Here is a 22,868-nt window from a genome sequence, read left to right as displayed (position 1 = left end):
TTACTGAATTTTGATGGTATAGTGGACGATGATTTTTTGTTATGTATTAAAATATTCACCATAATGTGTAATAAACAGCTATATTTATTTTTATCTTCTTTACAGCGGAAGAGGATAACAATGTATTTGACTAGTTTATTTCCTAAAGGAAGAACCTTGATGAGTGACGGAAGATAACTGGCAAGATATTTGTGATCTATCAATCTGAGAAAAGTAATAAATAATCTAATGAAATTTTTACCCTAAATGAGTACTCAACTACTTGTTTGGGGTTTCTTTTGTATAACAGAAAAACGGTGATTATCACACTAAGTCAGCTATAGTTGGCTGACAGACAATAAAATACCAACTCCGTACAAGGTGGTCAAACTTACTGTGAGACGTTTAATTATAAGTCATTACCCCAGCTACAAAAAATTTTTCTCACAGATTGACGGCAAGACAGTGTTAGAGTTTTGGGGAAACTACCCTTCCCCTCATCATTTGAAGGGGGGAAGCGTCGAAAAACTGGCAGAATTCTTACGTAAACATAGCAATAGAGCCTTTTGGAGCGGCTACACTGAATTGGACAATTCTCTTAGGGTCTAGTAGATTGAAATCAAATCGACATGGAACGGAGAGAATGTCATGGGGAAACGTGAGCGTCGGTCATTTACAGATCAATTCAAACAGCAGATGATTCAGCTTTATGAAAATGGCAAACCACGTGCAGATATTTTGAGAGAATATGATCTGAGTGCATCTGCGTTTGACCGTTGGGTCAAACAGAGTAGAACCACAGGTTGCTTCAAAGAAAAGGACAACCGAACAGAGGAACAAAATGAACTCATGGCGTTGCGTAAGGAAAATCAACGGTTGAAGATGGAGAACGATATTTTAAAGCAAGCAGCGCTGATCTTCGGACGAAAATAACAGTGATCCGGCACAATGCACATAAATACCCCGTGTCTGCCATGTGCACCATCCTCAAGGTGAATCGGAGTACCTACTATTATGAAAGTAGCCAGCAGCCATCTATCGATGATGAGGTGGAGCAAGCAATCATCCATATTTTTGATGAGAATCAGCGCGTGTATGGAACCAGAAAGATCAAGGCAACCCTACAAAAAGAAGGATGGATCGTTTCCAGACGGCGGATTGGACGCTTGATGAAAAAGATTTCCAGAGAATGAAAAAACATTTTTTCAATTTGTCACTACAATTTCTCCTGAAATGTATGTTATTGGTTCTACAGGTGATGACTTTAAAACGATTGTTGAAGACTACGTGGTTCGAAAACCAAAGTCGGAATTTGAAATTTTATGGAGACTATCAAGTTTAGTAAAAGATATCATGACTTTTACTTCATCAGAAGTATGTCCACAATGTAATAGTGATCATCTAAGAATCCTTGCTGATATCAATAACGAGAGGGAGATTGTATAGACATTGTGAAACATGTTTTTTTACTGACACGGTTGATGGAGAATCCCAGAGACATGAACTACTTATTCCTGCAAATATTACGTTACTTAAAATAGCGGGTTATATAAAGTAATAAGCTACTATGTCACATAAATCCGTGTAAACCATTCCGAATAATAAAGGGCTGTTACGATATGGAAGTCAGCCCTCAATGATAGATATCATCACAACAGTATCTCTATGCGAAAAGTAGTTTCAAAAAAACAGTTCAATGTGACGTACTGATCAACTACTAGTATACGACCTTTCACTCGTAATGTTGGGTGAAGTTCCAAGGCGATAGATTGGCACATAAAAGAACTCATTATAATGGCGATGCCACTGGCACGAAGACGGCGGGGCCAGGGATCGTCGAACGCACCTTGCCAGACTCGTCGTACACTCCGTATGGCGATATCGCCTACCAGGAGCAAAAGGGGAAAAACGGCGGCACGCGCCCGCTCGTGGAAAACGAGTTTACGCCAGACGGTTTGCAGGTCAGCCGCACGATTCCCTACGGAAACCAGGCCAAGAGCACCTCTTATGCTTACGATTGGGACGGCTTTGTCTACCAAACGACGAACGCTCTCGGAACGACCCGCTCCCATCGCAACAACGCCTACCGCGACAGCAGCAGCTACTTGCCGCGCCTGACCGAACAAACCGTGGCACCAAACGGCTACATCGTCACCACCTACCGCGATTTGTACGGTCGGGTAGAGAGCACCGAGGAAACCGAGCAGCAAGGCGGAAAGCGCCGCATTACGTATATCCAGACAGACCGTTTCGGAAAAGTCACGGACAAAGAAGTGACCGACGGCAGCACCTCGCAACGCTGGACCTTGCGCTACGACGCCAACGGCCAACTCGTCTACCTGCGCGACCCGGAGAACAACGTCAACGAATATGGCTACGACGGACTCGGCAACCTCGTCACCGTCGTCGAAAATGGCACGACCTCCGCCGTGTACACGTATAACGCGCTGTCTTGGAAGCTATCAGAAAAGAACCCGGAAACCAAAGCCGAGCAGTACACCTACGACAAAAACGGCTCGGTCAAAACCTTCCAGGACAAAAACGGCGTCCTGTTCAGCTACCAATACTCGCCGTTTTACGAAATGACGAAAGTATCTGCTGGCAATGGCTTCTACGAAGAACGCACCTACGATCCGCTCGCTGGCTCGCTTTTGACGGAAACCAACAACTACGGCCAAACCGTCCGCTACAGCTACGACGAGTTCCGCCGCCTGAACAACCAGACGATGATGGGAAAAGACTACCAGCTCGTACACGCCGATCAGGACGATGCCATCGACGCCCTGATTTACCCGTCGCGCAGCGCGGTATCCGGCTCGGCCCCTTCCATGCGGGTCGATTACAGCTACGACAGCGCCGACCGTCTGAGTACCGTGACCATCCCAAGCGTCGGCACCACGGCCTACACGTACGACATCAAAAGCAGCGGCGAAACCAACACCGTTTCGTACCCCGGCCAACCGAACGCGATGCAGAAAACGATGAGCTCCTTTGCGGAGATTACCGGGATCAATCACGCGGACGGCTGGAGCGAGACGAACGGCTACGATTTGTTTGGCAACATCACGAGTCAAAAGCGCGGAGGAGCCACCTACGGCACATTCGCCTACGACAAACTGTCCCGGATCAAGGAAGAAACCATCCAGGGCAACACCCGCCAGTACGCCTACGACCGCCGCGGCAACCGCCAAGCCTATGCCAATGAGCCCGCAGACTCAACGCGCTCGTACGAACTGAAACACGACCTGTTCAACCGCCTGACCGAATACAAGGACGACAAAGGAACCACGACCTACACGTACTACCCGGGCGGCCTGCGTGCCACGAAGCAACAGACTGGAGCCGTTACCGACACCACCCACTACGTGTACCTGAACGGCCAAGTGATTGAGGAACTAACCCAAGATGGCCGGGTCAAAGCCCGCAACGTCTTCGGTAACCAACTGATCTGGCGCAAGGACTACACGACCAATCAAGAAGGCACTTACTACTACAATAGCCACGGCGATGTGGTGAAGATCAAGGGGCCAAGCGGAAATGCCCTAAATACGTATGAATATGACATCTGGGGTAACCTGATTGCGGACAAAGTCAAGGAAACGATGCCGAATCCGTTTGCGTATGCGGGGGAGATGTACGACAAGGAGAGCGGGTTTTATTACTTGCGGGCGCGGTATTATGATCCGAAGATGGGGAGGTTTGTGTCGGAGGATACGGTTAAGGGGCAAGTGGATAATCCACTGTCGTTGAATCGGTATACGTATGTGCATAATAATCCGTTGCGGTTTTTTGATCCGACAGGAAATCATGCAGTTACTTGGAAAGGAAGTCACAGGAATCGGGCAGTTGATAAAATATTACTTTTTACACCTAGTTGGTGGGAGGAAATGGTATATTCAGTTGGTAAGTCTGCGGCTAAATCTTCAAGTTCAAAAGAAAAAGCTTCTCAAGAAGCGTTCTCATTTATAGGAAATAAAGTAGCTGAAGAATATTTTCAAAGAACTGTGTGGGATATGAAGGCGACAGAACGTGGGAATTTAATAGAAGCATTCTTAGCAGTTTCAGATAACGAATATGAAGATTGGGATCATGTAGGAAGGTTGAATAACGGCTACTTTCCAGTCATAGATTTTTTTGATAATGAGGATACTGTAGTTAGTTTAAAAACAATGGATACAAGTAGTTATAGTAAGGAAATGATGTATACACAATTGAGTATGTATGTTTACGAATTAAGAGATGCTAATATTTATGTAGATGGGGCATATCTTGAACTAGAGAATAGAATACTCGATATACGTGTTAAAGCTGGCCAACAAGATACTATCGATATCGAGGAGCTAAAGACGCGAACGAAATATCCTGGAATTATTATAAAGGTGGAGGAGTTTTAGATAATGGATAGAATTGCTTTGGCAGTATCTTTGCAAAATGAAAATTTGAGCCAAGCTACCCTCTTAAAAGTCATCGATAAAATACTGTTTTTTCAACCAACTCGTACAGTTATGTTTGATGAATATTCAAAAGAAAAAATTGAGAAACATCTGGTAAATGTATGGGAGAAGAATGAAGACTTTTATGATACTCTTTCAGATGAAAATGAAGAGGGTAATAGTCTGACTATTAATGTATCAGCAGATAAAAAGATACATTTAACTGGCTTAATCGATCAAGGTACGTTTCGAGACAGTACGATTACTGAATCGATCACCTCAATTTTTGAAGAGATTGGGGGCGGGGTATATGCGTATCTTGTTTCAAAAGAGGATCGTCGTTGGCAAAATAATGATAGCATAAGTTTATATAAAAAATTTCATCAGTCTTTGGATGGAATCAGAATCATTCCTCATCCGAAATTAAAAAAACAATTGATAATAGATGTTACACAATTCCCTGGTCATAACCGAACTTATAAGGGGTTGTGGTTTGGGTCATGCTGGATGATGTGGTATGGGAATGAATACTTTCATTTTTTAGACAGGGAGAAAATGGTAACATTCTTGGAGTGCGAGGAAAAGTACGTTCTTTCAGATGGGACTGTTCGAATTAAACTCTATAATGATCCATTTGCCTATAATGAGGAAGAAAACAGAAGAAGGCAGTGGGCTTTCCGAGATTATATGAATATAGACGAGATTGTTAATAAACATAACTCGAGGTGAATGTTTATGGGATATGATGTTCATGTCACCAGAAACAAGTATTGGATCCGAAGTAAATTCAACCCTATTTCTTTTGAAGAATGGAAAAATCTCGTATTACATGACACGAGTATGAATTTGGAAAGCAACGTAGATGTAAAACTAGGGTCTGGTTCGGAAATTTTCTATGCTTACGGGGATGGTATTGCAGTTTGGACCCCCAAGGTGGGGAAATCAGAGCAGCAGTCTGTCTATTTCATTTATAAAGATGGGCGTATTGTGACCAAAAATCCAGATAGGATAGCAATGCAAAAATTAAAAGAGATTGCGGAAAAACTACAAGCATATGTTATTGGAGATGAAGGAGAAGAATATTAAGTTTTAATGGAAACTAAATAATGAAATTAAACTCTCAACCTCTAAAAAGACTTTGTTTTAGAAGGCTTGGGAGTTTTTTATTGTCTAAGCTTCAAAAGTACAATGGAAATATACGTCAGAAGAAGATTAAGCACATTACTTCTCCTATCACTTGAAGGAGTAAAGCTGGTAGTGTTTCCTTTTCCTGCTTTAATAATAGTGATTGGGATTTTGCTATTGTTAAAAAAGAACAGAGTTGCATATTTGTGTTGGCTCATTATTTTTTTATGGTTTAGTAGTTTGTATACCCTTTTGTTGGGAATTCCAGGAGCATTGCTGCTAATAGTAGGGCTGACTTGGAGCATCTATATAAGAAAGCGTTTTGAGGCAATTTAAGTAGGAGTCAGACTTAATAACAAATATCAGTATTATGTAGCCTATTCCGACTTGGAACGCGAGGAGGAATGGGTTTTTGTGCAGAATATTTTGAGAGAAGGCTTCAACTAAACATGCTTTAAAAGTAACTAGTGCAACTAAAAATGGCTATTTGATGTTGACTTGCAATATCATAAAAATTAGATGAAAGTGAACAGGTGTTTCAAATAATGAAAATAAGTAATTACAAGGGTTTTTAGTAATTAATGATTATCATGAAATTATTGATTATGAAGTTGAATACAAGGTATTAAATTGTTTTTTGGAAGAAGGGGATATGTTTCTATTTAACGGAGGAGTGATTGCAAGTTGCCATAATTGTAACCAATTTATTAGAGATAGATTAGTAATTGAAGATGATGAATGGATAGATTTCTTCCCTCCCGATGAAGATTGCGATCTTGCATCAAAAACAGCATGGTATTATGCAATTAGCAAAGACGAAGTCATTCAAGCTTTACGATACAATGGGCTTTTTTCATGTGTGGTTTTAAAGAAAGGAAGAAATTTATCCGAGCGTTCATTTGAATTATTTCATCTTGAAGAAGATCTTGGTAGCAGTTTATATATCCGGGAAAGTACACCTGGAAAATTTGTAAATATGGTTTTGCCCAGGATTAAGGAAATCATTTCGGATAATTAGGAAAATATTGTTAGGATTTTTATCCCTATTCGAACTGGTCAAGTCCCTTTTTGATAGACACTGAAAAAAGACCTAGGCTACAAGCTGGCGTCGGTCCTCAACCGGCGTCAGCTTGTTCCATTTCCTTTGTGGTCGCTTGTTATTGTAAAAAATGAATGAATACTTCTACTCTCCGGTGTGGCTCGTCCAATGTTCGTATCCCCTGGAGATAGAGAGCTTCTATCTTGAGATGAGAGAGAAGAAGCTTTCCGTCGAGGTACTGTCATGACAATTGCCTCGACGTGATATGCTGATTCGGGAGCCAACCTTTGGCAGCATGTCGTGCTACGTGAAAGCTCGGAATGTTTCTGGCAACCAACTGATCTGGCGCAAACACTACGACAAATTTGAAAAATTCCTCCTACTACAATAGCTACGGTGATGTGGTGAAATCCAGGGCCAAGCGGAACCTTGTTTATAGGCCCTAAACAAGCAGGATTTAAAACAATTTTAGGATGAAATACTTATGGCAAAAGGAAGTTTTCATAGAAATTCAATTCCGCAAGGTGCGCTAGTGGGGTATATTCCATGATAAATAATAAGAGTGAGCAATTTGAAAGGGGTTATCGGTGAGGGGGAAATGTAATTACTGCATTCCTCGAAGATGAGAGCGTTTGCCCCAAGATGGTCAATTTTTTAGAGTTCACCCCCAATCTGCATTAGCGGGGGAGCTGTACGATAAGGAAAGCGGGCTTTTACTGTCGGAAGCAGTTCAAAATGCATGTACATAAAGCGACAATGCAATCCATTTTAATATAGAGGAAAAGGCTGAAGGAGTGATAACATAACGGTGCAGTACTCCTGGAGAATAACAAAATACAATCCATCTAACCGCGACAGAAACGGGAGATATTTAATTGAAGAATGGACTTCCGTTAGCGATATTGGCAACGTTTATCATGGAAGAGAATTAACGATCCACGACTACTAAAAAACAGAAGAACAATATGTCTTTACGATAGAAATGATTATGAAAGATTTACAGATACAACAGTTACAAGTAATCAATTTAGAGAGACACGATCTAAACTTTCATTTTGATAAGCATCGTTCCATTTATACGGCCGAGATGGTTGCATTATTTCATAATCTTTTGGAAGGTGAGATAGTAAGCGGGGAAAATCTAAGAAACCTATGCAAACTTATATTAAGGGAGAAGCTTTGGTGCAAGCTTACATCTGATAAGAAAATGTTTGTTCATTTTGGCTTTGAGTATTACATGTACATTGGATGCTCCGTTAACTGTAGCGACACCATAAAAGAGATTATTGGAAAAGGGCTGTTTGCTGAGCTTCTTAAATCACCTTATCTTGACGATGAAGAGTAAAGTATGTGGAGCTGTTGAGGAATAAGAAATCGGGCGTATAAATAGATGCTGAGAATATATCATGAATTTCCATAATGTGGGACGAAGACGATCTTCTCAAGAAACGACTTATGGTAAGAAAAACAAGGTGAACAATAAAGCCACTTCTATACTCAAGAGCCGCCTGCCGAGCAAAGATTTGACTAATTGCAGAAAAAAAGAAAATGAAAGCAAGCGGTGAGAAGAAATTCTTGATAACAAATTTTTACTATGGATTGCAGAAAAGAAGGGTGACTTTCAACGACTAGGTTTTGAAGTTGAAATTGATAAATCACGTGGTGAGCAAGAACAGTTCATAGATCATGCTCAAAGAATATATTTGGAGAATGATTATTATGCAAGTACGATATGTGTTTGGAGATCGGGGATGATGGAGGCACTAATCGTTGATGCGAATACGGTAGAAACAGTCATCCATGATTATAAAGATGGTTTGGACGAAGAGGTTGACTTTAATAAAATTGTCCAACCATATATTCACTATATGTTGAAAAATTAGGACACCATTGGTTGGTGGGGATTGTCTCAGGCTAAAAAACGGGAACCACAGCTAATTGATTCAGTCCTAAAAGGAACTTCTCCATACGAAGAAACGCGAGGAAATGCTTGCAGAATAGAAGTCGGGCCAGCGAAAACGAGAGTCGTCAATTATTTATTCGAGCATCTGGAAGACGAAGCGGACGTAGAGTACACCATTGAAACAACAGAATTGAAGCAATTAATAGAGGCATGGGTTGTTGAACTGGAAAAGTTTAGAGCGCAAGCCAAGTAGAGAACAAAATGTCGATTCCTGTAGAAAAACATCTTTTGAAAATCCTAAGCAGATAACTTACAATATTACCAACATTAGGTATCGAGGCATAAGGAACACTAGGCATCTGGACCCGGAGATTGTGCGTTTCAAGCGACATGCCGTAGGGATGCATTCCTCGAACATCAATGGCTGGGCTGCCCTATCGAACGTACCAAACGGAATGTTTATCAGGTAAAAGGCTCATTCGGTTCGTGAATGGCCTTTTTCTTTTGCCAACTTTTTTCCCACTATGCCGGATGAGGAGGCGGTGCTCCCGAGAACGGGAAAAGCGAGATTTTGCAGAAAGGGTGAGACAAAATGCGTTCGAGGTACAAAACGCTCATCATGAGCGGAGCTTTAGCGGCTATTTTCTTTCATTTTCATTCTCCAGTAGTAACGTTTGGGTCTGTTGCCTACGCAGCCGGAAATACCCAAGCGAAAGCGGCTCCGGCCAAAACGTCAGACAAAACAGCAGCAACGTACGACATCCCGGATGTGATTCAGCGAACATCACCGAGTGTGGTGGCGATCATCGGGAAGCCGACGGAGCAAGCAAATTCGACTAACCGCTTCAACCTTGCGCACGGAACAGGCGTGATCGTGAAGGCGGACGGCTGGATCGTGACCAATGCGCATGTGGTCAAAAATATGTCCAATTTGACGGTCGTAACGCTCGACGGCAAGCAATACAGTGGCAAAGTGACCAATATGGACGAGGAGAGCGACCTGGCGCTGGTCAAGATTGCAGCGACGGGGCTTGCCCCGGCGAAATTCGCAACGAACTATGCGATGAAGATGGGCGAGACGGTGGTGGCGATCGGGACGCCGATTTCCTTTTCGTTGCGCAACTCGGCGACGTCTGGGATTATCAGCGGGGTGAATCGCTCCGTCAACTCTACCTACCGACTGATTCAGACAGATGCTGCGGTCAATCCCGGCAACAGCGGCGGGCCACTTGTGAACATGAAGGGCGAGGTCGTGGGCATCAATTCGCTCAAATTCGCTTCTGTTGGTGTGGACAACTTGAGCTTCGCGATTCCGGCGGATACGGTGCAATATGTGCTGCATCACTTTTTTACATACGGAAAAGTAAAGCGGCCGTATTTCGGAGCGGAGCTGGAGGAGAGCTGGGCTGCTGTCGTCGGTTTGCCGACGAAGGAGCCGCTGCGGGTCGTGCGGGTGGAGCCAGGCTCGCCAGCTGCGGCAGCAGGCATCGGACCGGGGGATGTCATTTACTCGATCAACAATCAGTCGATTACAACCATCGTTGATTTCAATGAGTTGCTGAAAAAATATTTGCCCGGACAAAAGGTCGAGATCATGACCCAATCGAACGGGGATTTGATCAAAAAGAACGTCACGTTTGCAGAAACGAAAAAATAACAAATAAAGTGGGGGCCAATTATGTTGCGTGGATGGAAAAAAATGACGGCGGTATCGTTCGTTCTCGTGCCTCTTTTGCTGAATAACGGTCTGGTGCATGCTGCTGACACGGCAGGGGGCAGCGTGAATGTCCGGCTGAAAGTAGGGCAGGAGAGCGTAACGATCAATGGAGCTGCATCGACAATCGAGAAGCCGTACGTAGTAGGCGGCACGACGATGATCCCGCTCAGCATCATTACAAATGCGTTTGGCGCGACTTTGCAATGGGACAACCAGACGCAGACAATTGAACTGACGGCGGGAGAGAAGACGATTTCACTGAAGGCAGGCGACAAAAACGCCAAGCTGAACGGCCAACCAATCGTACTTTCGGTGGCACCCGAACTGAAAAACGGGAAGACGATGGTGCCGGTGACGCTCGTTACGCAGTTTTTAGGCGCGAATGTGAGCGAGAACAAGCAGACGGGAGAGGTCACGATTACGGGCGCTTCCACACAAGGTACTGCTGCGTCCAACAGTTCGCTTGATTCCGACCACGGAAAGACCAAGGTCGGCGACAGCTACTATGGCTGGTCGATGAAGTATCCGACAGAGCTGATCTTGGGCTACCAGAGCTACAAGGGCAATTACGCGAGCTTCCATGACAGCAAGGAGACGTTTTGGCTGAACGTGCAGGTGTACGAAGATCAGCCGGAAAACTTGTCCAACGATGGGCTGGTCAAGTTTTTGGCCGAGAATCAGTACGGTATGATTTTGTCCAAAGAGTATGTCGAGAAAGATGGCCTTTCCTATGCACGAGTAGTTTCGCGGGATGAAGAAGATTATATGGCAGAAAGCCGCGCTTACCGAAAAGGCGACAAAGTGTACGAGATCACACTGAGTGTTTCCAACGAAGCGGACTTCAACAATCCAGCGAAATACAAAGGTTACAAAGACATGCTGGACAGCTTCACGGCCCATTTTGACAAACAGGATAAGTCCATCAAAGATTTGTCCAACGTCGAGAATGGCTACCGCTGGTTCGACTACAAAGATTTTGGCTTGAAAATCAAAGTGCCCGCTGTTTGGGAAAAAGTAGGCGGCGATAGCGGGGCAGCTTTCAGCAATGACGACGGCGATCAGTGGATGCAGCTCAGCGTGACCTCGGCGACTGAAAACGACAAGCTCGACGACTGGGTAGCCAAGCATGAACGAATGTATCGCGAGATGTATGCCGAGAGTGCACTTGACGTCGATAAAAACGCAACGACTACCACAATCGCCGGAGTGACGGCGCGGGAGCGGAACTACGGCACCTTTGATGGCGAAAACAAATACCAGGAGCGCCACATCTTTTTCATCAAAGGAAAATACAAGTTCCACTTGCAGCTCGCGTTCAACAAAACGGCCGATCCGGCTAAAACGCTGGAGATGATCAACACCATCAGCCGTTCGCTGTCCATCGATGAACAAAAAATGAACCAGTCGCTTGGCTTCATTCAGGATGACATTTTGCTCGACAAAAACAAGATGGCGACGATCAAGGACAGCAAGTACAAGTACGCGATCGACATCCCCGAGTATTGGCAAGAGGACGTGGTCGATAGCCGCAGCTTGATCGGCAAGTCGTACTTGTTTGAAGGCGGCGCGTTTACTCTGTTTGTATTCAAGGACAGCTACTCCGAGGTAGAAAAAAGCTTCACGTCAATCTTCAAAATGCAAACGAGCGGCAGTGAGAAAACCTCGCTGGTGGAAAACAAGCCAGTGACCGTACATGGCGAGTCGGGCAGGAAATTTGTGATCAAGGGAGAAGAAGAGGGCATCAGGTATGAGCGGACAGCGTACCTTTTCCCGAAAGGCAAGTATTCCTACTATATTTCCTGGTCGATTCGCGATGCTTACAGTACGGCTGCTACCAAGGAGCGGATGGAGAAGGTATTAAATTCGTTTAAAGTAATCGAATAAAGACAGCTTTGATCCGTCATCCAGCAGAGGCACTTGCGTTTGATGACGGATGGAGGAATCCCAAAAGTCCCTGGTTTTTGTGCCAGGGACTTTTCTTGTAGAGCAATGAATGCAAAATGAAAGCTTCAATTTAATTGATAATCAACACTCGCTCAACCTTGAAGTATTGTATGGTTAAAAGACCTATCCCAAGAAAGAGCAGCAGTCCAAAACTCAGCAAGAAAATAATCATTAGCTTCTTCACAATAAATCCTCCGATAATAAGACGAGGAGTGTTCAAAAATTCACAAAAGCGCAATCGATTAGCGAACCTATCTTTAATCGGTCTCAAGTACATATTGCATGATCAATCTGGTTCCATCAAAAACGTAGATTCTTTTGCAGTCCGGACAACGCCATACATCATATTCAGGATCAGGAAAGTCATCACCCGTGATAAAACTCTTTTCATATAATTGCTCCCACTGTTTATCAGTGAATACTTTCAATTGTATGTCATTGGGGCATAGAGAGTTGGAAAGGGTTTTTCCACATTTGCATCCATACTTGGCCATATAAGTCCTCCTTGGGAGTTTTACTCCCTAAATTATACCATTTGGAAAAGAGATTTTAATAGGCTAGTTACGTGCTGTTAAACCAATCTAGCAACTTCTGAAAAATTCATCCTCAGGTGCACTCATTTCAATTACTCCAGTAACCGGACATGCATCAAATCTTGAATGCATGGTTTCTTCTTTTTTATTCATGAACATCCGCTGTAAAAGATGACGATATTACCAGATGGACTGGGGGTTGGAGAAAAAAACACCCTCGGTTGTCCCGAGGGTGGAGCGAAGCTATACCTATCACAACATTAACTAAATCACCCCACCATCCTCCCCCAAAGCCGTCACCGTAAACGCCTCCCCTTGCTTCACGGGAATCTGTGCATACCACAATCGAAACGGGATCAGCTCACTGTCGATAATCTCCGCCTGAATCTCTTTTCCAGTCTTGTCGCTCACGACGACGAGGCTGTCGATGGCGGGATCGAGAATGACGCCGAACAGCATTGGGAACGGGGAGTCGAACGGGTTTTCTTTTCCGTTGGCGACGTATTGGGTGGAAAAGGCAGGATCGTACAGCGACATTTCGGAATCGGCGGGAATGGCGTGACTGCCGCCATTGCCCCATTTCCAGCCAAGAATCGTTTTCTTGGCAAATTCGGCGTGGATCTGGCCATCCTCATGAACGAGGAAGAACAAAGTACCTTTATCCGTGCTTGCTTCGTGCAACACGGTGCCGACTTCTTCTCTCATCTGTTCAATGGCTTGCAACGGAGTGGGGGAAGAATCGTCGGTCAGAAAATAACTCGTGGCAAAAAGGGCGAGCAAACAGAAAAAGAGGGCAATTCGTGTCATAGTTCACTCTCCTGTAAGGATTTTTCCATGACAGACAGCATTGTTCCCGTCTTATTTTACCAATAAACCAACATATAATCCATAGCTTATATGTGTGACAACTGCCTGAATTGGATTTCCCGTTTCCTTTTCAGCCGAAACAATCCTATAATAGAGAGGAATGCTTGTACGAGGAGAAGTTTTTATGAGCGACAAACACGAACCGAAAACGAACAACAAATGGGTCATCTTGGGCTTTGTCGGCTGTGTTCTTGCCTGTGCCGTGTCGATGGTGATCTTCATTTACGTCATGAGAAGCTGACTTGGAGTGCATGCCAAAAACCGCTCATTGTAATGAGAGCGGTTTTTTGGCGTTTGAGGAGCACTTACGGCTGGATGGCTTTCAGCTTTTGCTCGATTTCTTCCCACGAAAGCTGGTTGAACTCGGAAAAGCCGACGCCTTGCAAGGCGATTGTTTTGCCCTGGTACAAGGGATAGACACCTTGCCACAGTCCTGAGAGAGAGTAAAGGGAGGAGGAACCTTTTACTTTGCGCAAAAAGACCAGGTAGTTGCCTTCGCCAAGCGGTCCCGTGTAGGTGAGGTTCAGCTGGCTGGAAGCGTCGGGCAACGGTTCCACTCCTGTGCTGAGTACCGTCACCAAGCGCGACGAGGAGCCTTTGAACACTTTTTTCACTTGCAAAGTTTGCGTGTAGTTGACGATTTTGCCCTGGCTGATGGTCCGGCCTGTCGGGTATGCTTTGTGAGCGCTGTCGATCCAGCCGATGAGGATGAGGTCGCTTTGGCTGACGAGCTCTTTGGCACTGGACAGAGCAGTCGTCGGGACGTGAAGCTGACCGATGCTCGTCTCGGCGGAAACAGGCAGAATGACGGCGCACAGCAAAATGATGAGGATTAGCAGGCGATATCGCATGGACAAGTTCTCCTCGCTCGTTGTAGTCATGTCGATAGTATGGTCGAGGGAATCACGCTTCATCCGCGAGCGTAATAGTAGGATAGTAATATTTAGAAAAATCTAAATAAATGCTATGATTGGCTCATCCTTTGGATTTCTCGCAAAAGGTCAAGACTAAGACGAGGAGGGTCACATGAATCAGTTGGTTGTCTTTCGACGCGTCTGTACCTGTTTTCTTTTGCTTCTGCTTGTGTTGCAGTTTGCCGTGTCACCTGCTTTTGCCAGAGAGGACATCGGCACGAGGGACGCACTCACGGACCGCATCGAGAAATACTTGACCGATTTGAAAAACGATGAGAACAGCATGGGGATGTATGCGGGGATTGCCGTCTACGATTTGACGGACAAAACGTATTTGTATCGGCACAACGCCGAGCGAAACTATATTCCCGCCTCGAACATGAAGCTGTTTACCACAGTCGCTGCGCTGGATAAGCTGGGGCCGGACTATCAGTGGCGGACAGACGTCTTTTTGCAAGGAAAAGTAAATGCCGCCGGGGTTTTAGCGGGCGATCTGGTGCTAAAAGGCAACGGCGATCCGACCTTGATGCCAGCGGATTTGCAACAGCTGGCTGCTGCGGTCAAAGAAGCAGGTGTCAAACGGATCGACGGCAACCTGCTGCTGGACGAAAGCTATTTTGACGATACCCGGCTTGGCGTCAGCTGGATGTGGGATGACGAGCCGTATGGCTACAGTGCCCAGCTCAGCGCGCTTTCGGTGCATAAAAATTTTGTGACGATCGCGATTGCGCCGGGGAAGGCTGCCAATACACCGCCGACAATGGCGATGGAACCGGCTACTACATATGTGAAGATCAACAACCAGGTGCAGACCGTTGCAGGAGCGGAGACAGACATCACCGTCGAGCGCCCGCGCGGAAAAAACGAGATTTTGCTGACAGGAACAATCGGGGTGAGCGCCAAGCCGTATGAAGAGGATGTGTCGCTGGAAGACCCGGCATTGTTTGTGGGAGACATCTGGAAGCAGCAATTGCTCGCCCAAGGGATCGGTTTCAGCTCTTCCACGCAAATCAAAAAGACGAGCGTGACATCCGGCGTGCCGTTCCGCACGCATCTTTCCATGCCGCTCGGCGAGGTCGTCGTGGAATTGAACAAGCAAAGCGACAACTTTTACGCCGAGATGCTGCTGAAAACATTGGGGGCGACGGAAAAAGGAACAGGCAGCGCAGAAGCGGGCAGCGAAGCCGTTGCGGACGTCATGAAGCGGGCTGGCATTGACACGGGCTTTCGGCAGGTAGATGGCTCGGGATTGTCGCGCTTTGACTTGGTCACCGCAGAGCAAATCGTCAAGCTGCTTGATTTTGCCCAGCAGCAGACGTATGGCGTCGAGCTGGAAAAATCGTTGCCAGTTGCAGGCGTAGACGGTACGTTGAAAAACCGCATGCTTACGACAGACGCGGAAAAAAACTTGATGGCGAAAACAGGCTCCATGGGTGGAGTCAACAGCTTGTCTGGCTACGTCACGGCGAAAAACGGGCACAAGCTGGCCTTTTCCATCCTGATCAACGGGATTTACAAGTCGAAATACGCGCGCGAGCTGCAAGACTTCGTAGGCACACTGTTGGCCTCCTACCCGCAGATTACTGCTCCGGAAGGCTATGTACCTGCCCGCGAAAAGGTCTATCCGCTTTCCGTGCTGCTTGATCCGTTGTTTGCACAGCCGCAAGCAGTCGGGGTAACGGCAGGTGTCATCGTCAAGTCGCTGGACAAAACGGGAGACGCAGCCATTTTGTACGAAAAGGATGCGGACGCGCTGCTCACACCCGCCTCCAATCTCAAGCTGCTGACGACGGCCGCAGCGCTGTCCCAGCTCGGGGAGAATTACGTCTACAAAACCGAGCTGTACGGGGATGCGCCTGTAACAAAAAACGGAGTCCAGCAAGGCAATCTGTACCTCAAAGGCTACGGCGATCCGACCATTTCTACCGAAAACGCTTTGCAAGTGCAGGAAGGCATCACGATAGAGAAAATCGCAGCGTGGATCAAGCAGCAAGGAATCAGGCAAGTCACCGGAAATCTCGTGCTGGACGAAAGCTTTTTTGACAAGGAACGGCTCGGTCTTGGCTGGGCATGGGATGACGAAAGCTACTACTACAACCCGACACTCGGGGCATTGGCGCTGAATCGCGGGACGGTCATGGTCGAATATAAGCCTGCGAAACAAGCGGGCGAGGCTGTCGCGTTCAACCTGCTGCCGAAAACGAACTACGTCACGATTGTCAACGAATCGAAAACAGTAGAGGCCGGGCAGGAAAATACGTTTGCCATCCTGCGCGACCGCGGAACGAATACGATCCGGCTGACCGGAAATCTTCCGCTCGATCATCCTGGCGACTACGAGCGCGTACCTGTAGAGGAACCGGCCAAGTACGCGGGAACCGTTTTGCAGGAAGCGATGGCAAGCCAAGGCATTCAGTTCGCTCCGGGCAGCCAGTTGATCGTGCAAACTGTCCCGCCATCCGCTGTCAAATGGCATGAATTTACTTCGCTGCCGCTGAAAGATATCGTCGCCTATTTGAATAAAAAGAGCGACAACTTTTACGCGGAAATGCTGCTGAAGACGATCGGAGCCGTGAAAAAAGGAACCGGAAGTGCCGCAGCAGGAGCGGAAGTCGTGCAAGAAACAGTCGCGTCGTTTGGGGGCAAAACGAATTTTGACATGGTCGACGGTTCAGGCTTGACCCGCTACAACCTGATTTCGGCGCGTCACCTTGCTTCCGTGCTGGAAGGGATGGCGAAGCAAACGTCTTTTGCTGCTTTTGACGCGTCGCTGCCGATCGCGGGCGTGGACGGTACGCTGAAAAACAGGCTGACCGATCTGGCTGCTGCCAAAACGATTCATGCCAAAACCGGATCAATGACGGGTGCGAACAGCTTGTCGGGCTATTTGACCACGCAAAGCGGGGAGAGGCTCGTCGTTTCCATCATCATGAACGGCTATGTGGAGGATGAAGATTTCTTTATGGAACTGCAAGACCGGATCATGTCGATTGTCGCAGCGTACGAATAAGCTGGCAGGCAGATGGAGAAGCCCTTTGGACAAAAGCGGGCTTCTCTTTTTTATGGGTGGCCGCGTGCAGGTGGCTTTTCGTCCAGGTTTGGGTCAATGCCAGTGACGGTCGCTCGGCTGGTTTCATATCTATATCCAGATGCAGAACGCGACAAAAACGAAGAGATCGGGGAGGGGAAGCGAAGTTGAACCCTACACGCTTTCATTGGCAGGGGTTGGAGCAAGTCGCTGCACACATCCTTTCTCGCGCGGGTGTCAGGGAAAAGGATGCACGAATGGTAGCCGAATCGCTTGTCCATGCGGATTTGCGCGGGATCGAGTCCCATGGGCTGTCGCGGCTGCCGATTTACGTGCAGAGGATCGAGGCGGGGCTGATCGAGCTTTCGCTGCCACCTGAGCTGGTCACCAGGCAGGGAGCGACCTCTCTTATCGATGGCAAAAATCAGCTTGGAGCGGTCGTCGGGATGGCTGCTCTGGAAGAAGCGATGGAACTGGCACGGCAAAACGGGATCGGATTTGTCGGCGTACGGCACTCCAATCACTTCGGTTCCTGTTCGTACTACGCCGAGAAGGCTATTGCCGCAGGCATGATTTTGCTCGTCCTCTCGAATGCCCCTTCCGCGATGGCGCCAACGGGAGGGATTCAGCCGTTTTTCGGAACGAATCCGATCGCGATCGGCATTCCTGCGGGCGAGGAACCTGCCTACTTGCTGGACATGGCGACAAGTGTTGCGGCGCGCGGCAAGATTGCTCTGGCAGCCAAAACAGGGACGACGATCCCGCAAGACTGGGCCATAGACGCGGACGGCTTGCCAACGCATGACCCGCATAAAGCGTTGCTCGGCTCTCTTTTGCCGATCGGCGGGGCAAAAGGCTACGGGCTTTCGATGTTCATCGATATTTTATGCGGGCTGCTGACCGGAGCTGCGGCTGGAGCCAGTGTCAAAAGCTTGTACGACAACTGGCATGATCCGCAAAACATCGGACACGTCTTTTTGTGCATCGATGTGCAGCGCTTTTTACCTGTGGACGCATTTTTGCAAAAGATGGACGAATATATCCGGGAGATCAAAAAAGTTCCGCGTGCAGCCCATGTGGCGGAAATCTTGATTCCGGGAGAAATCGAGCAGAGAAAGATGGCAGCGCATAAGCAGGATGGCATTCCTTTGACGCAGACGGTGGTGGAGGATCTCAACAAGTTGTGTTCCGGCTACGGAATCGATCTGGCGCAAGCAGTCTATCGGGTGTGAGCAAAGCTTTCGCTGTCCAGTGGTTTCCGGGACATTCTCTCGCACATAGACTGATGTCAGCGGTTTGAAAAGGAGTGAACATCCGATGCAACGCCACATGTGCAAAGGCAAAATCCACAGGGCGACAGTGACGCAAGCCGAGCTTGACTACGTCGGCAGCATTACGATTGATTTAACCCTGATGAAAGCGGCTGACATCAAGCCTTACGAAATTGTGCAAATCACCAGCTTGCGGAACGCGACGCGCTGGAAAACATACGCCCTGCCAGCAGCGGAAGGAAGCGGCAAAATCTGTTTGAACGGCCCGCCTGCCCATCTGTTTTCCCCCGGCGACATCGTCATCATTTTAAGCATGGGCATGTTCGAGGAGAGCGAATGCGACCAGCTGGTGCCGAAGGTCGTGTTTGTGGATGAACAAAATCGCATTACGAAAGTCGAAGAGCACCATCTCATTACGAATGGAGAGACATTGCCATAAAAGCGCCAAACGTAGGAAAATGGGGCAAGCACCAGCACATGGTTCAGGATGAGTTCCTGCGTGAGCATTTGCCCAGAACCCGGCTGTTTTCTCCTGAAGCGTTATGGGAGTACGCAGCGGACTACAAGCGTGTCATGCTGAAGCCGTCCGGGGGAGGCGGCGGGGCCGGGATTATCCAGCTGACCGATTTGGGAGACGACCGTTATTTGATTCATAGCGGCAAGCACCGCCGGACAGTCGAAGGCAAGGAAAAGGCTGTCCAATATGCGAAATCATTGTTTCGCCCGAAAACGTATCTGCTTCAACCGCGCATTCCGCTTGGGCGCATCAACGGAAAGCCGTTTGATGTCCGCGTGATGATCCAGCGCAAAGGGAAACACTCTCCCTGGGTGATTACCGGATGGGTAGCCAAACTCGCCGGGCCGGGCTTCGTCGTGACGAACGTCGCCCGCAGCCGCGGAAAAGTGCTGCCGCTTCGCACGGCGATCAAGCAGTCGAACATTGCAGCGAATCCGAATCTGCTCGGAGAAATTCGGCAAGTGTCCATGGCGGCAGCCAAACGGTTGGGAACGGCGTACCCGACGTTGCGGGAGATCGGCCTGGACATGGGGATCGACATTCACGGCAAGCCGTGGATCATCGAAGCGAATTTTCGCCCGTCGCTATCTTTGTTCCAGCAGCTTCGGGATCAGACTTTTTACAGGCGTATTTTGGCGATGCGGAAGCGTTGAGTGCGTGGAGCGCGTTGAAAAGCAAAGAGAACCGCTTGCTGCGACGGCCGAAAAAGCCTGAGGGCAAGCGGTTCTCTTTTTTCAAAAGGCTTTCATGTGGATTCTGGGTAACAAGTATTTGTCGTTCGATGAGAAAGGTTTCTGCTGTATAACGGATCAGATGAGAAAAGGGGGGATAAATCGTCCATCAACATCGGTGAATCCGTATTCCCGGGCAAGATCACCCACTTGCAGGACCAGTCCGTTTTTAAGCTTCACTTCGCCATCCCCTGCCAGGGCAGACACAGCGCGCCCAATATAATGCGGCGACTCCGTATGTTTAAGAGCCTCCACATCCTTCCAATGATCTTCATCTGTATTGAAATTTCTTAATACCAGTTCTGTTCTCATCCAACCAGGGGAGACCGCTACCGCCGTTATTTTCGTGTTTTTGAGATCATGAGCGAGTCCGAACACGGAGCGGTTAATCGTATTCTTGGCAAGGTCGTAATAGAAAGTTCCTAAATACTTATCCTGATCCCGGAAAGTGGTATGTACGATCAACCCAGAATCAGCTTCCAGCATAAGCGGGATCGCATAATGGTTTGTCGCTATTTGTGCACGTACTCCGCTTTGAAACATAGCATCCCACATGTTCAGCGGATATTCCCAGAACGGTTTCGGTTGTAAATTCACGTCCAAGTCATGCAGTCCCCAGACGTTATTCACAAGTATATCGAGACGTCCTTGTTCCTGGCGGATTCTCTCGATCAAAGCTTGCGTATCCTCATCACGGGTATGATCGCAACGACATGCGTATGCCTCGCCACCATTTTTCAGAATCTCCTCGACCGTTTCATCAATACTGCCTGGAAAACCGTTGGTAGTAGTCCCTCGCAAACTTCTTCCCGACACGTAAACGACTGCTCCGGCTTTCCCGAGTTCAATGGCGATCCCTCGTCCTGCCCCTCGACTTCCTCCGGTTACGAGAGCGATTTTCCCAGCGAGTCTCTTCAAGTTCATCTACTCCTTCGCAAGTTATTTATTTCATCATACACGTTGTAATATGACATCTAGTGTCATGTTGAGAATGAACGATTATCATTTTCGAAATCGATGGAACAGACACGTTTAAAAGTTCGATATCTTGAGCAGCCAGAAAATGCCGATAGTCGAATGCCAGAGCTTTCCATAAAAGAAAACTCGCAATCCATTTGCTATTGCGAAAAATGGGGAAAGGCTGGCGCAGAGCACAAAAAGTTGATAGAATGCCTCTCATTATGAAGGGAGGTAGTATGTTCGACAATGACATCACTGTCTAAAAAAGAATGGATGCTCATCAGCTTCATGTTATTCTCCATGTTTTTTGGAGCAGGCAATTTGATTTTCCCGCCATACCTTGGGCAGGAGGCTGGCTCGCTCGTCTGGTCTTCCTTGCTGGGCTTTGTCCTGTCGGCTGTCGGTCTGCCGATTCTCGGGGTAGTTGCCGTTGCCAAAGCAGGCAGCTTCTACCAATTGGCGAGCCGGGTCCATCCGATTTTTGCTCTTATTTTTCCGTTTCTGATTTACGTCTCGATCGGGCCGGCTCTCGCCATTCCGCGCGCGGGAAGTCTCGCTTTCGAGATGGGGATGGCGCCTTTTTTGCCAGAACAGCTGGTTGCCTCTAAAATCAGCTTGCTCGTGTACACGGTCGTGTTTTTTCTGATCGTGTTCTGGTTTAGTCTGTCGCCTTCCAAGCTGGTCGATCGGTTCGGGAAGCTGCTGACGCCTGCCTTGCTGGCGCTCATCGCGCTGATTTACATCAAAAGCTTGGTTACTCCGCTCGGACAGACAGGTGCGCCGACTGGCAAATACGGAGCAAATCCGATTGCCCAAGGCTTTCTCGACGGCTACTTGACGATGGATGCGCTTGCCGCCCTCATTTTCGGGATTGTCATTGCCAATACGCTGCGGGCGAAAGGGATGACAGACGAGAAAAAATTGTCTGCAAGCATGATTCAGGCAGGGCTTGGAGCTGGATTTTTGCTGACAGTGATTTACGTCGTTCTGGGCATCATGGGCGCGTCTGCCGCTTCTTTAGGAAAAGCGGAAAATGGCGCCCAACTGCTCGCGAACATGATGGACCACCTGTTTGGGGCAAGCGGAACGCTGATCCTCGGGGTGATTTTTACGGTCGCCTGTCTGTGCGTATCGATTGGGCTCGTCACTTCTTGCAGTCAGTATTTCCACGGCCTGTTCGGCGGTTTGCCGTACAAGGGATGGGTGACGGTTTTATGCGTCTTGAGCATGCTGGTTGCGAACTTGGGCCTGACACAAATTTTGCAAGTATCCGTGCCTGTCTTAGGTGCGATTTACCCGATTGCGATCATGCTCATTTTGCTTGCTCTGGTCGAGCGGTTCATCCCGGCTACCTCTTTCGTTTATATGACAACGGTTGGCGTCGTTGCCGTGTTTGGGCTGGCAGATTTGGCGAATGCCCTGCTTGTCGCCCACCAATGGGACCAGGTGCTCGCGGCCTTGCCTTTTTACAACGTCGGCGCTGGCTGGGTCATGCCTGCCTTGATCGCGGTTGCAGTCGGCATGCTGCTCGACATGTGGAAAAGGGCTTTGCTATTGCGGCAAAAACACTCTTCCCAAACGGAATAACTACAACGAAAAAAGAGCTTCGCGCTTGCGAGGCTCTTTCCTTTTTGAATACACATGCGTGAAAGTTGATGCGACTTCGTGACTTTATCGCCTGTTTTTTCGTAGTAAAAGAGTAGGAGAAAGAAGGAGGCTATTATGCGCTTTGACACTATCATGACGATCACTGTCGTGCTTGTGCTGACGTCCTGTTATTGCTATTTGTGGAAATGGCTACGGTCCAAAACGTCCGGTTGATCCGGGCGTTTTTTCTTTTGGCACAGGCAACTGGCTCACCGGGCAAGGAAACAGGATAAAAGTGGTACGAATGGGGCAAAATTTCT

The 22,868-nt window shown here is 47.6% G+C and carries 16 protein-coding genes and 3 pseudogenes; 15 read left to right on the top strand and 4 right to left on the bottom strand.

The genetic code is table 11. The features are described 5' to 3' along the window. Positions 1 to 396: 396 nt before the first annotated feature. From IRJ17_RS28355 to IRJ17_RS18465, 10 genes and pseudogenes are all read left to right on the top strand, one after another. A pseudogene (locus tag IRJ17_RS28355) lies at positions 397 to 537 on the top strand (IS110 family transposase); the annotation flags it as partial. A 90-nt stretch (positions 538 to 627) separates the two neighbouring features. Next, positions 628 to 999 (top strand): annotated as a pseudogene (locus IRJ17_RS18495) (transposase); the annotation flags it as partial. Positions 1,000 to 1,073: 74 nt separating this feature from the next. Continuing rightward, positions 1,074 to 1,157 (top strand): annotated as a pseudogene (locus IRJ17_RS28350) (IS3 family transposase); the annotation flags it as partial. Positions 1,158 to 1,748: 591 nt separating this feature from the next. After that, entirely contained in the window at positions 1,749 to 4,373 is a 2,625-nt protein-coding gene (locus tag IRJ17_RS18490) for an RHS repeat-associated core domain-containing protein (RefSeq protein WP_242771473.1), read from the top strand. A 3-nt stretch (positions 4,374 to 4,376) separates the two neighbouring features. After that, a complete protein-coding gene (locus IRJ17_RS18485; protein WP_242771470.1) occupies positions 4,377 to 5,141 on the top strand; it encodes a hypothetical protein in 765 nt (254 codons plus the stop codon). 6 nt (positions 5,142 to 5,147) lie between these two features. Then, a complete protein-coding gene (locus IRJ17_RS18480) occupies positions 5,148 to 5,498 on the top strand; it encodes a hypothetical protein (protein ID WP_242771468.1) in 351 nt (116 codons plus the stop codon). A 691-nt stretch (positions 5,499 to 6,189) separates the two neighbouring features. Next, complete coding sequence (locus IRJ17_RS18475) at positions 6,190 to 6,555, top strand: hypothetical protein (protein WP_242771466.1); 366 nt, start codon at positions 6,190 to 6,192, stop codon at positions 6,553 to 6,555. Between the two features lie 1,592 nt (positions 6,556 to 8,147). Then, positions 8,148 to 8,459 (top strand): immunity protein TriTu family protein, encoded by a 312-nt coding sequence (locus tag IRJ17_RS28345; protein WP_423751970.1) that lies wholly within the window; start codon positions 8,148 to 8,150, stop codon positions 8,457 to 8,459. A 612-nt stretch (positions 8,460 to 9,071) separates the two neighbouring features. Further along, a complete protein-coding gene (locus IRJ17_RS18470) occupies positions 9,072 to 10,136 on the top strand; it encodes a S1C family serine protease (protein ID WP_242771464.1) in 1,065 nt (354 codons plus the stop codon). 21 nt (positions 10,137 to 10,157) lie between these two features. Beyond that, the gene (locus tag IRJ17_RS18465; protein ID WP_173597387.1) at positions 10,158 to 12,080 is read left to right on the top strand and encodes a copper amine oxidase N-terminal domain-containing protein; all 1,923 of its coding nucleotides are present in this window, start codon (positions 10,158 to 10,160) and stop codon (positions 12,078 to 12,080) included. A gap of 317 nt (positions 12,081 to 12,397) precedes the next feature. On the opposite strand, the gene IRJ17_RS18460 is transcribed toward IRJ17_RS18465, so the two are convergent. The 3 genes from IRJ17_RS18460 to IRJ17_RS18450 form a co-directional block, all read right to left on the bottom strand. After that, on the bottom strand, positions 12,398 to 12,634 hold the full coding sequence (locus tag IRJ17_RS18460; RefSeq protein WP_063231262.1) for a hypothetical protein: 237 nt from the start codon (positions 12,632 to 12,634) through the stop codon (positions 12,398 to 12,400). A gap of 303 nt (positions 12,635 to 12,937) precedes the next feature. Beyond that, complete coding sequence (locus IRJ17_RS18455; protein ID WP_122966865.1) at positions 12,938 to 13,480, bottom strand: hypothetical protein; 543 nt, start codon at positions 13,478 to 13,480, stop codon at positions 12,938 to 12,940. A gap of 365 nt (positions 13,481 to 13,845) precedes the next feature. Continuing rightward, positions 13,846 to 14,391 (bottom strand): hypothetical protein, encoded by a 546-nt coding sequence (locus IRJ17_RS18450; protein WP_122966864.1) that lies wholly within the window; start codon positions 14,389 to 14,391, stop codon positions 13,846 to 13,848. A gap of 175 nt (positions 14,392 to 14,566) precedes the next feature. Here IRJ17_RS18450 and dacB point away from each other — a divergent pair, with 175 nt between their 5' ends. From dacB to IRJ17_RS18430, 4 genes are all read left to right on the top strand, one after another. Next, positions 14,567 to 17,464, top strand: coding sequence for a D-alanyl-D-alanine carboxypeptidase/D-alanyl-D-alanine endopeptidase (gene dacB / locus IRJ17_RS18445; protein WP_242771462.1), 2,898 nt, complete (start codon positions 14,567 to 14,569; stop codon positions 17,462 to 17,464). A 185-nt stretch (positions 17,465 to 17,649) separates the two neighbouring features. Continuing rightward, positions 17,650 to 18,714 (top strand): Ldh family oxidoreductase, encoded by a 1,065-nt coding sequence (locus tag IRJ17_RS18440; RefSeq protein WP_242771460.1) that lies wholly within the window; start codon positions 17,650 to 17,652, stop codon positions 18,712 to 18,714. Between the two features lie 85 nt (positions 18,715 to 18,799). Next, a complete protein-coding gene (panD, locus tag IRJ17_RS18435) occupies positions 18,800 to 19,192 on the top strand; it encodes an aspartate 1-decarboxylase (RefSeq protein ID WP_122966861.1) in 393 nt (130 codons plus the stop codon). Positions 19,193 to 19,230: 38 nt separating this feature from the next. Next, positions 19,231 to 19,923 (top strand): YheC/YheD family protein, encoded by a 693-nt coding sequence (locus tag IRJ17_RS18430; protein WP_242771459.1) that lies wholly within the window; start codon positions 19,231 to 19,233, stop codon positions 19,921 to 19,923. A 156-nt stretch (positions 19,924 to 20,079) separates the two neighbouring features. On the opposite strand, the gene IRJ17_RS18425 is transcribed toward IRJ17_RS18430, so the two are convergent. Then, positions 20,080 to 20,925: an SDR family NAD(P)-dependent oxidoreductase gene (locus IRJ17_RS18425; protein ID WP_242771457.1), complete on the bottom strand. Its 846-nt coding sequence runs from the start codon at positions 20,923 to 20,925 to the stop codon at positions 20,080 to 20,082. A 282-nt stretch (positions 20,926 to 21,207) separates the two neighbouring features. Here IRJ17_RS18425 and brnQ point away from each other — a divergent pair, with 282 nt between their 5' ends. Further along, the gene (gene brnQ / locus IRJ17_RS18420) at positions 21,208 to 22,548 is read left to right on the top strand and encodes a branched-chain amino acid transport system II carrier protein (protein ID WP_122966858.1); all 1,341 of its coding nucleotides are present in this window, start codon (positions 21,208 to 21,210) and stop codon (positions 22,546 to 22,548) included. Positions 22,549 to 22,868: the final 320 nt, after the last annotated feature.

Source organism: Brevibacillus parabrevis (genome assembly GCF_022701015.1).
In the GTDB taxonomy this organism is placed as follows: Bacteria; Bacillota; Bacilli; order Brevibacillales; family Brevibacillaceae; genus Brevibacillus; species Brevibacillus parabrevis.
This window is presented reverse-complemented; position numbering and strand designations above follow the sequence as displayed.

Excerpts from the sequence above, each read along its gene's own strand:
- IRJ17_RS18485 (WP_242771470.1), top strand. The coding sequence starts at position 4,377 with ATGGATAGAATTGCTTTGGCAGTATCTTTGCAAAATGAAAATTTGAGC.
- IRJ17_RS18480 (WP_242771468.1), top strand. The coding sequence starts at position 5,148 with ATGGGATATGATGTTCATGTCACCAGAAACAAGTATTGGATCCGAAGT.
- IRJ17_RS18475 (WP_242771466.1), top strand. The coding sequence starts at position 6,190 with ATGTTTCTATTTAACGGAGGAGTGATTGCAAGTTGCCATAATTGTAAC.
- IRJ17_RS18470 (WP_242771464.1), top strand. The coding sequence starts at position 9,072 with ATGCGTTCGAGGTACAAAACGCTCATCATGAGCGGAGCTTTAGCGGCT.
- IRJ17_RS18465 (WP_173597387.1), top strand. The coding sequence starts at position 10,158 with ATGTTGCGTGGATGGAAAAAAATGACGGCGGTATCGTTCGTTCTCGTG.
- IRJ17_RS18460 (WP_063231262.1), bottom strand. The coding sequence starts at position 12,634 with ATGGCCAAGTATGGATGCAAATGTGGAAAAACCCTTTCCAACTCTCTA.
- IRJ17_RS18455 (WP_122966865.1), bottom strand. The coding sequence starts at position 13,480 with ATGACACGAATTGCCCTCTTTTTCTGTTTGCTCGCCCTTTTTGCCACG.
- IRJ17_RS18450 (WP_122966864.1), bottom strand. The coding sequence starts at position 14,391 with ATGCGATATCGCCTGCTAATCCTCATCATTTTGCTGTGCGCCGTCATT.
- dacB (WP_242771462.1), top strand. The coding sequence starts at position 14,567 with ATGAATCAGTTGGTTGTCTTTCGACGCGTCTGTACCTGTTTTCTTTTG.
- panD (WP_122966861.1), top strand. The coding sequence starts at position 18,800 with ATGCAACGCCACATGTGCAAAGGCAAAATCCACAGGGCGACAGTGACG.
- IRJ17_RS18430 (WP_242771459.1), top strand. The coding sequence starts at position 19,231 with ATGGTTCAGGATGAGTTCCTGCGTGAGCATTTGCCCAGAACCCGGCTG.
- IRJ17_RS18425 (WP_242771457.1), bottom strand. The coding sequence starts at position 20,925 with ATGAACTTGAAGAGACTCGCTGGGAAAATCGCTCTCGTAACCGGAGGA.
- brnQ (WP_122966858.1), top strand. The coding sequence starts at position 21,208 with ATGACATCACTGTCTAAAAAAGAATGGATGCTCATCAGCTTCATGTTA.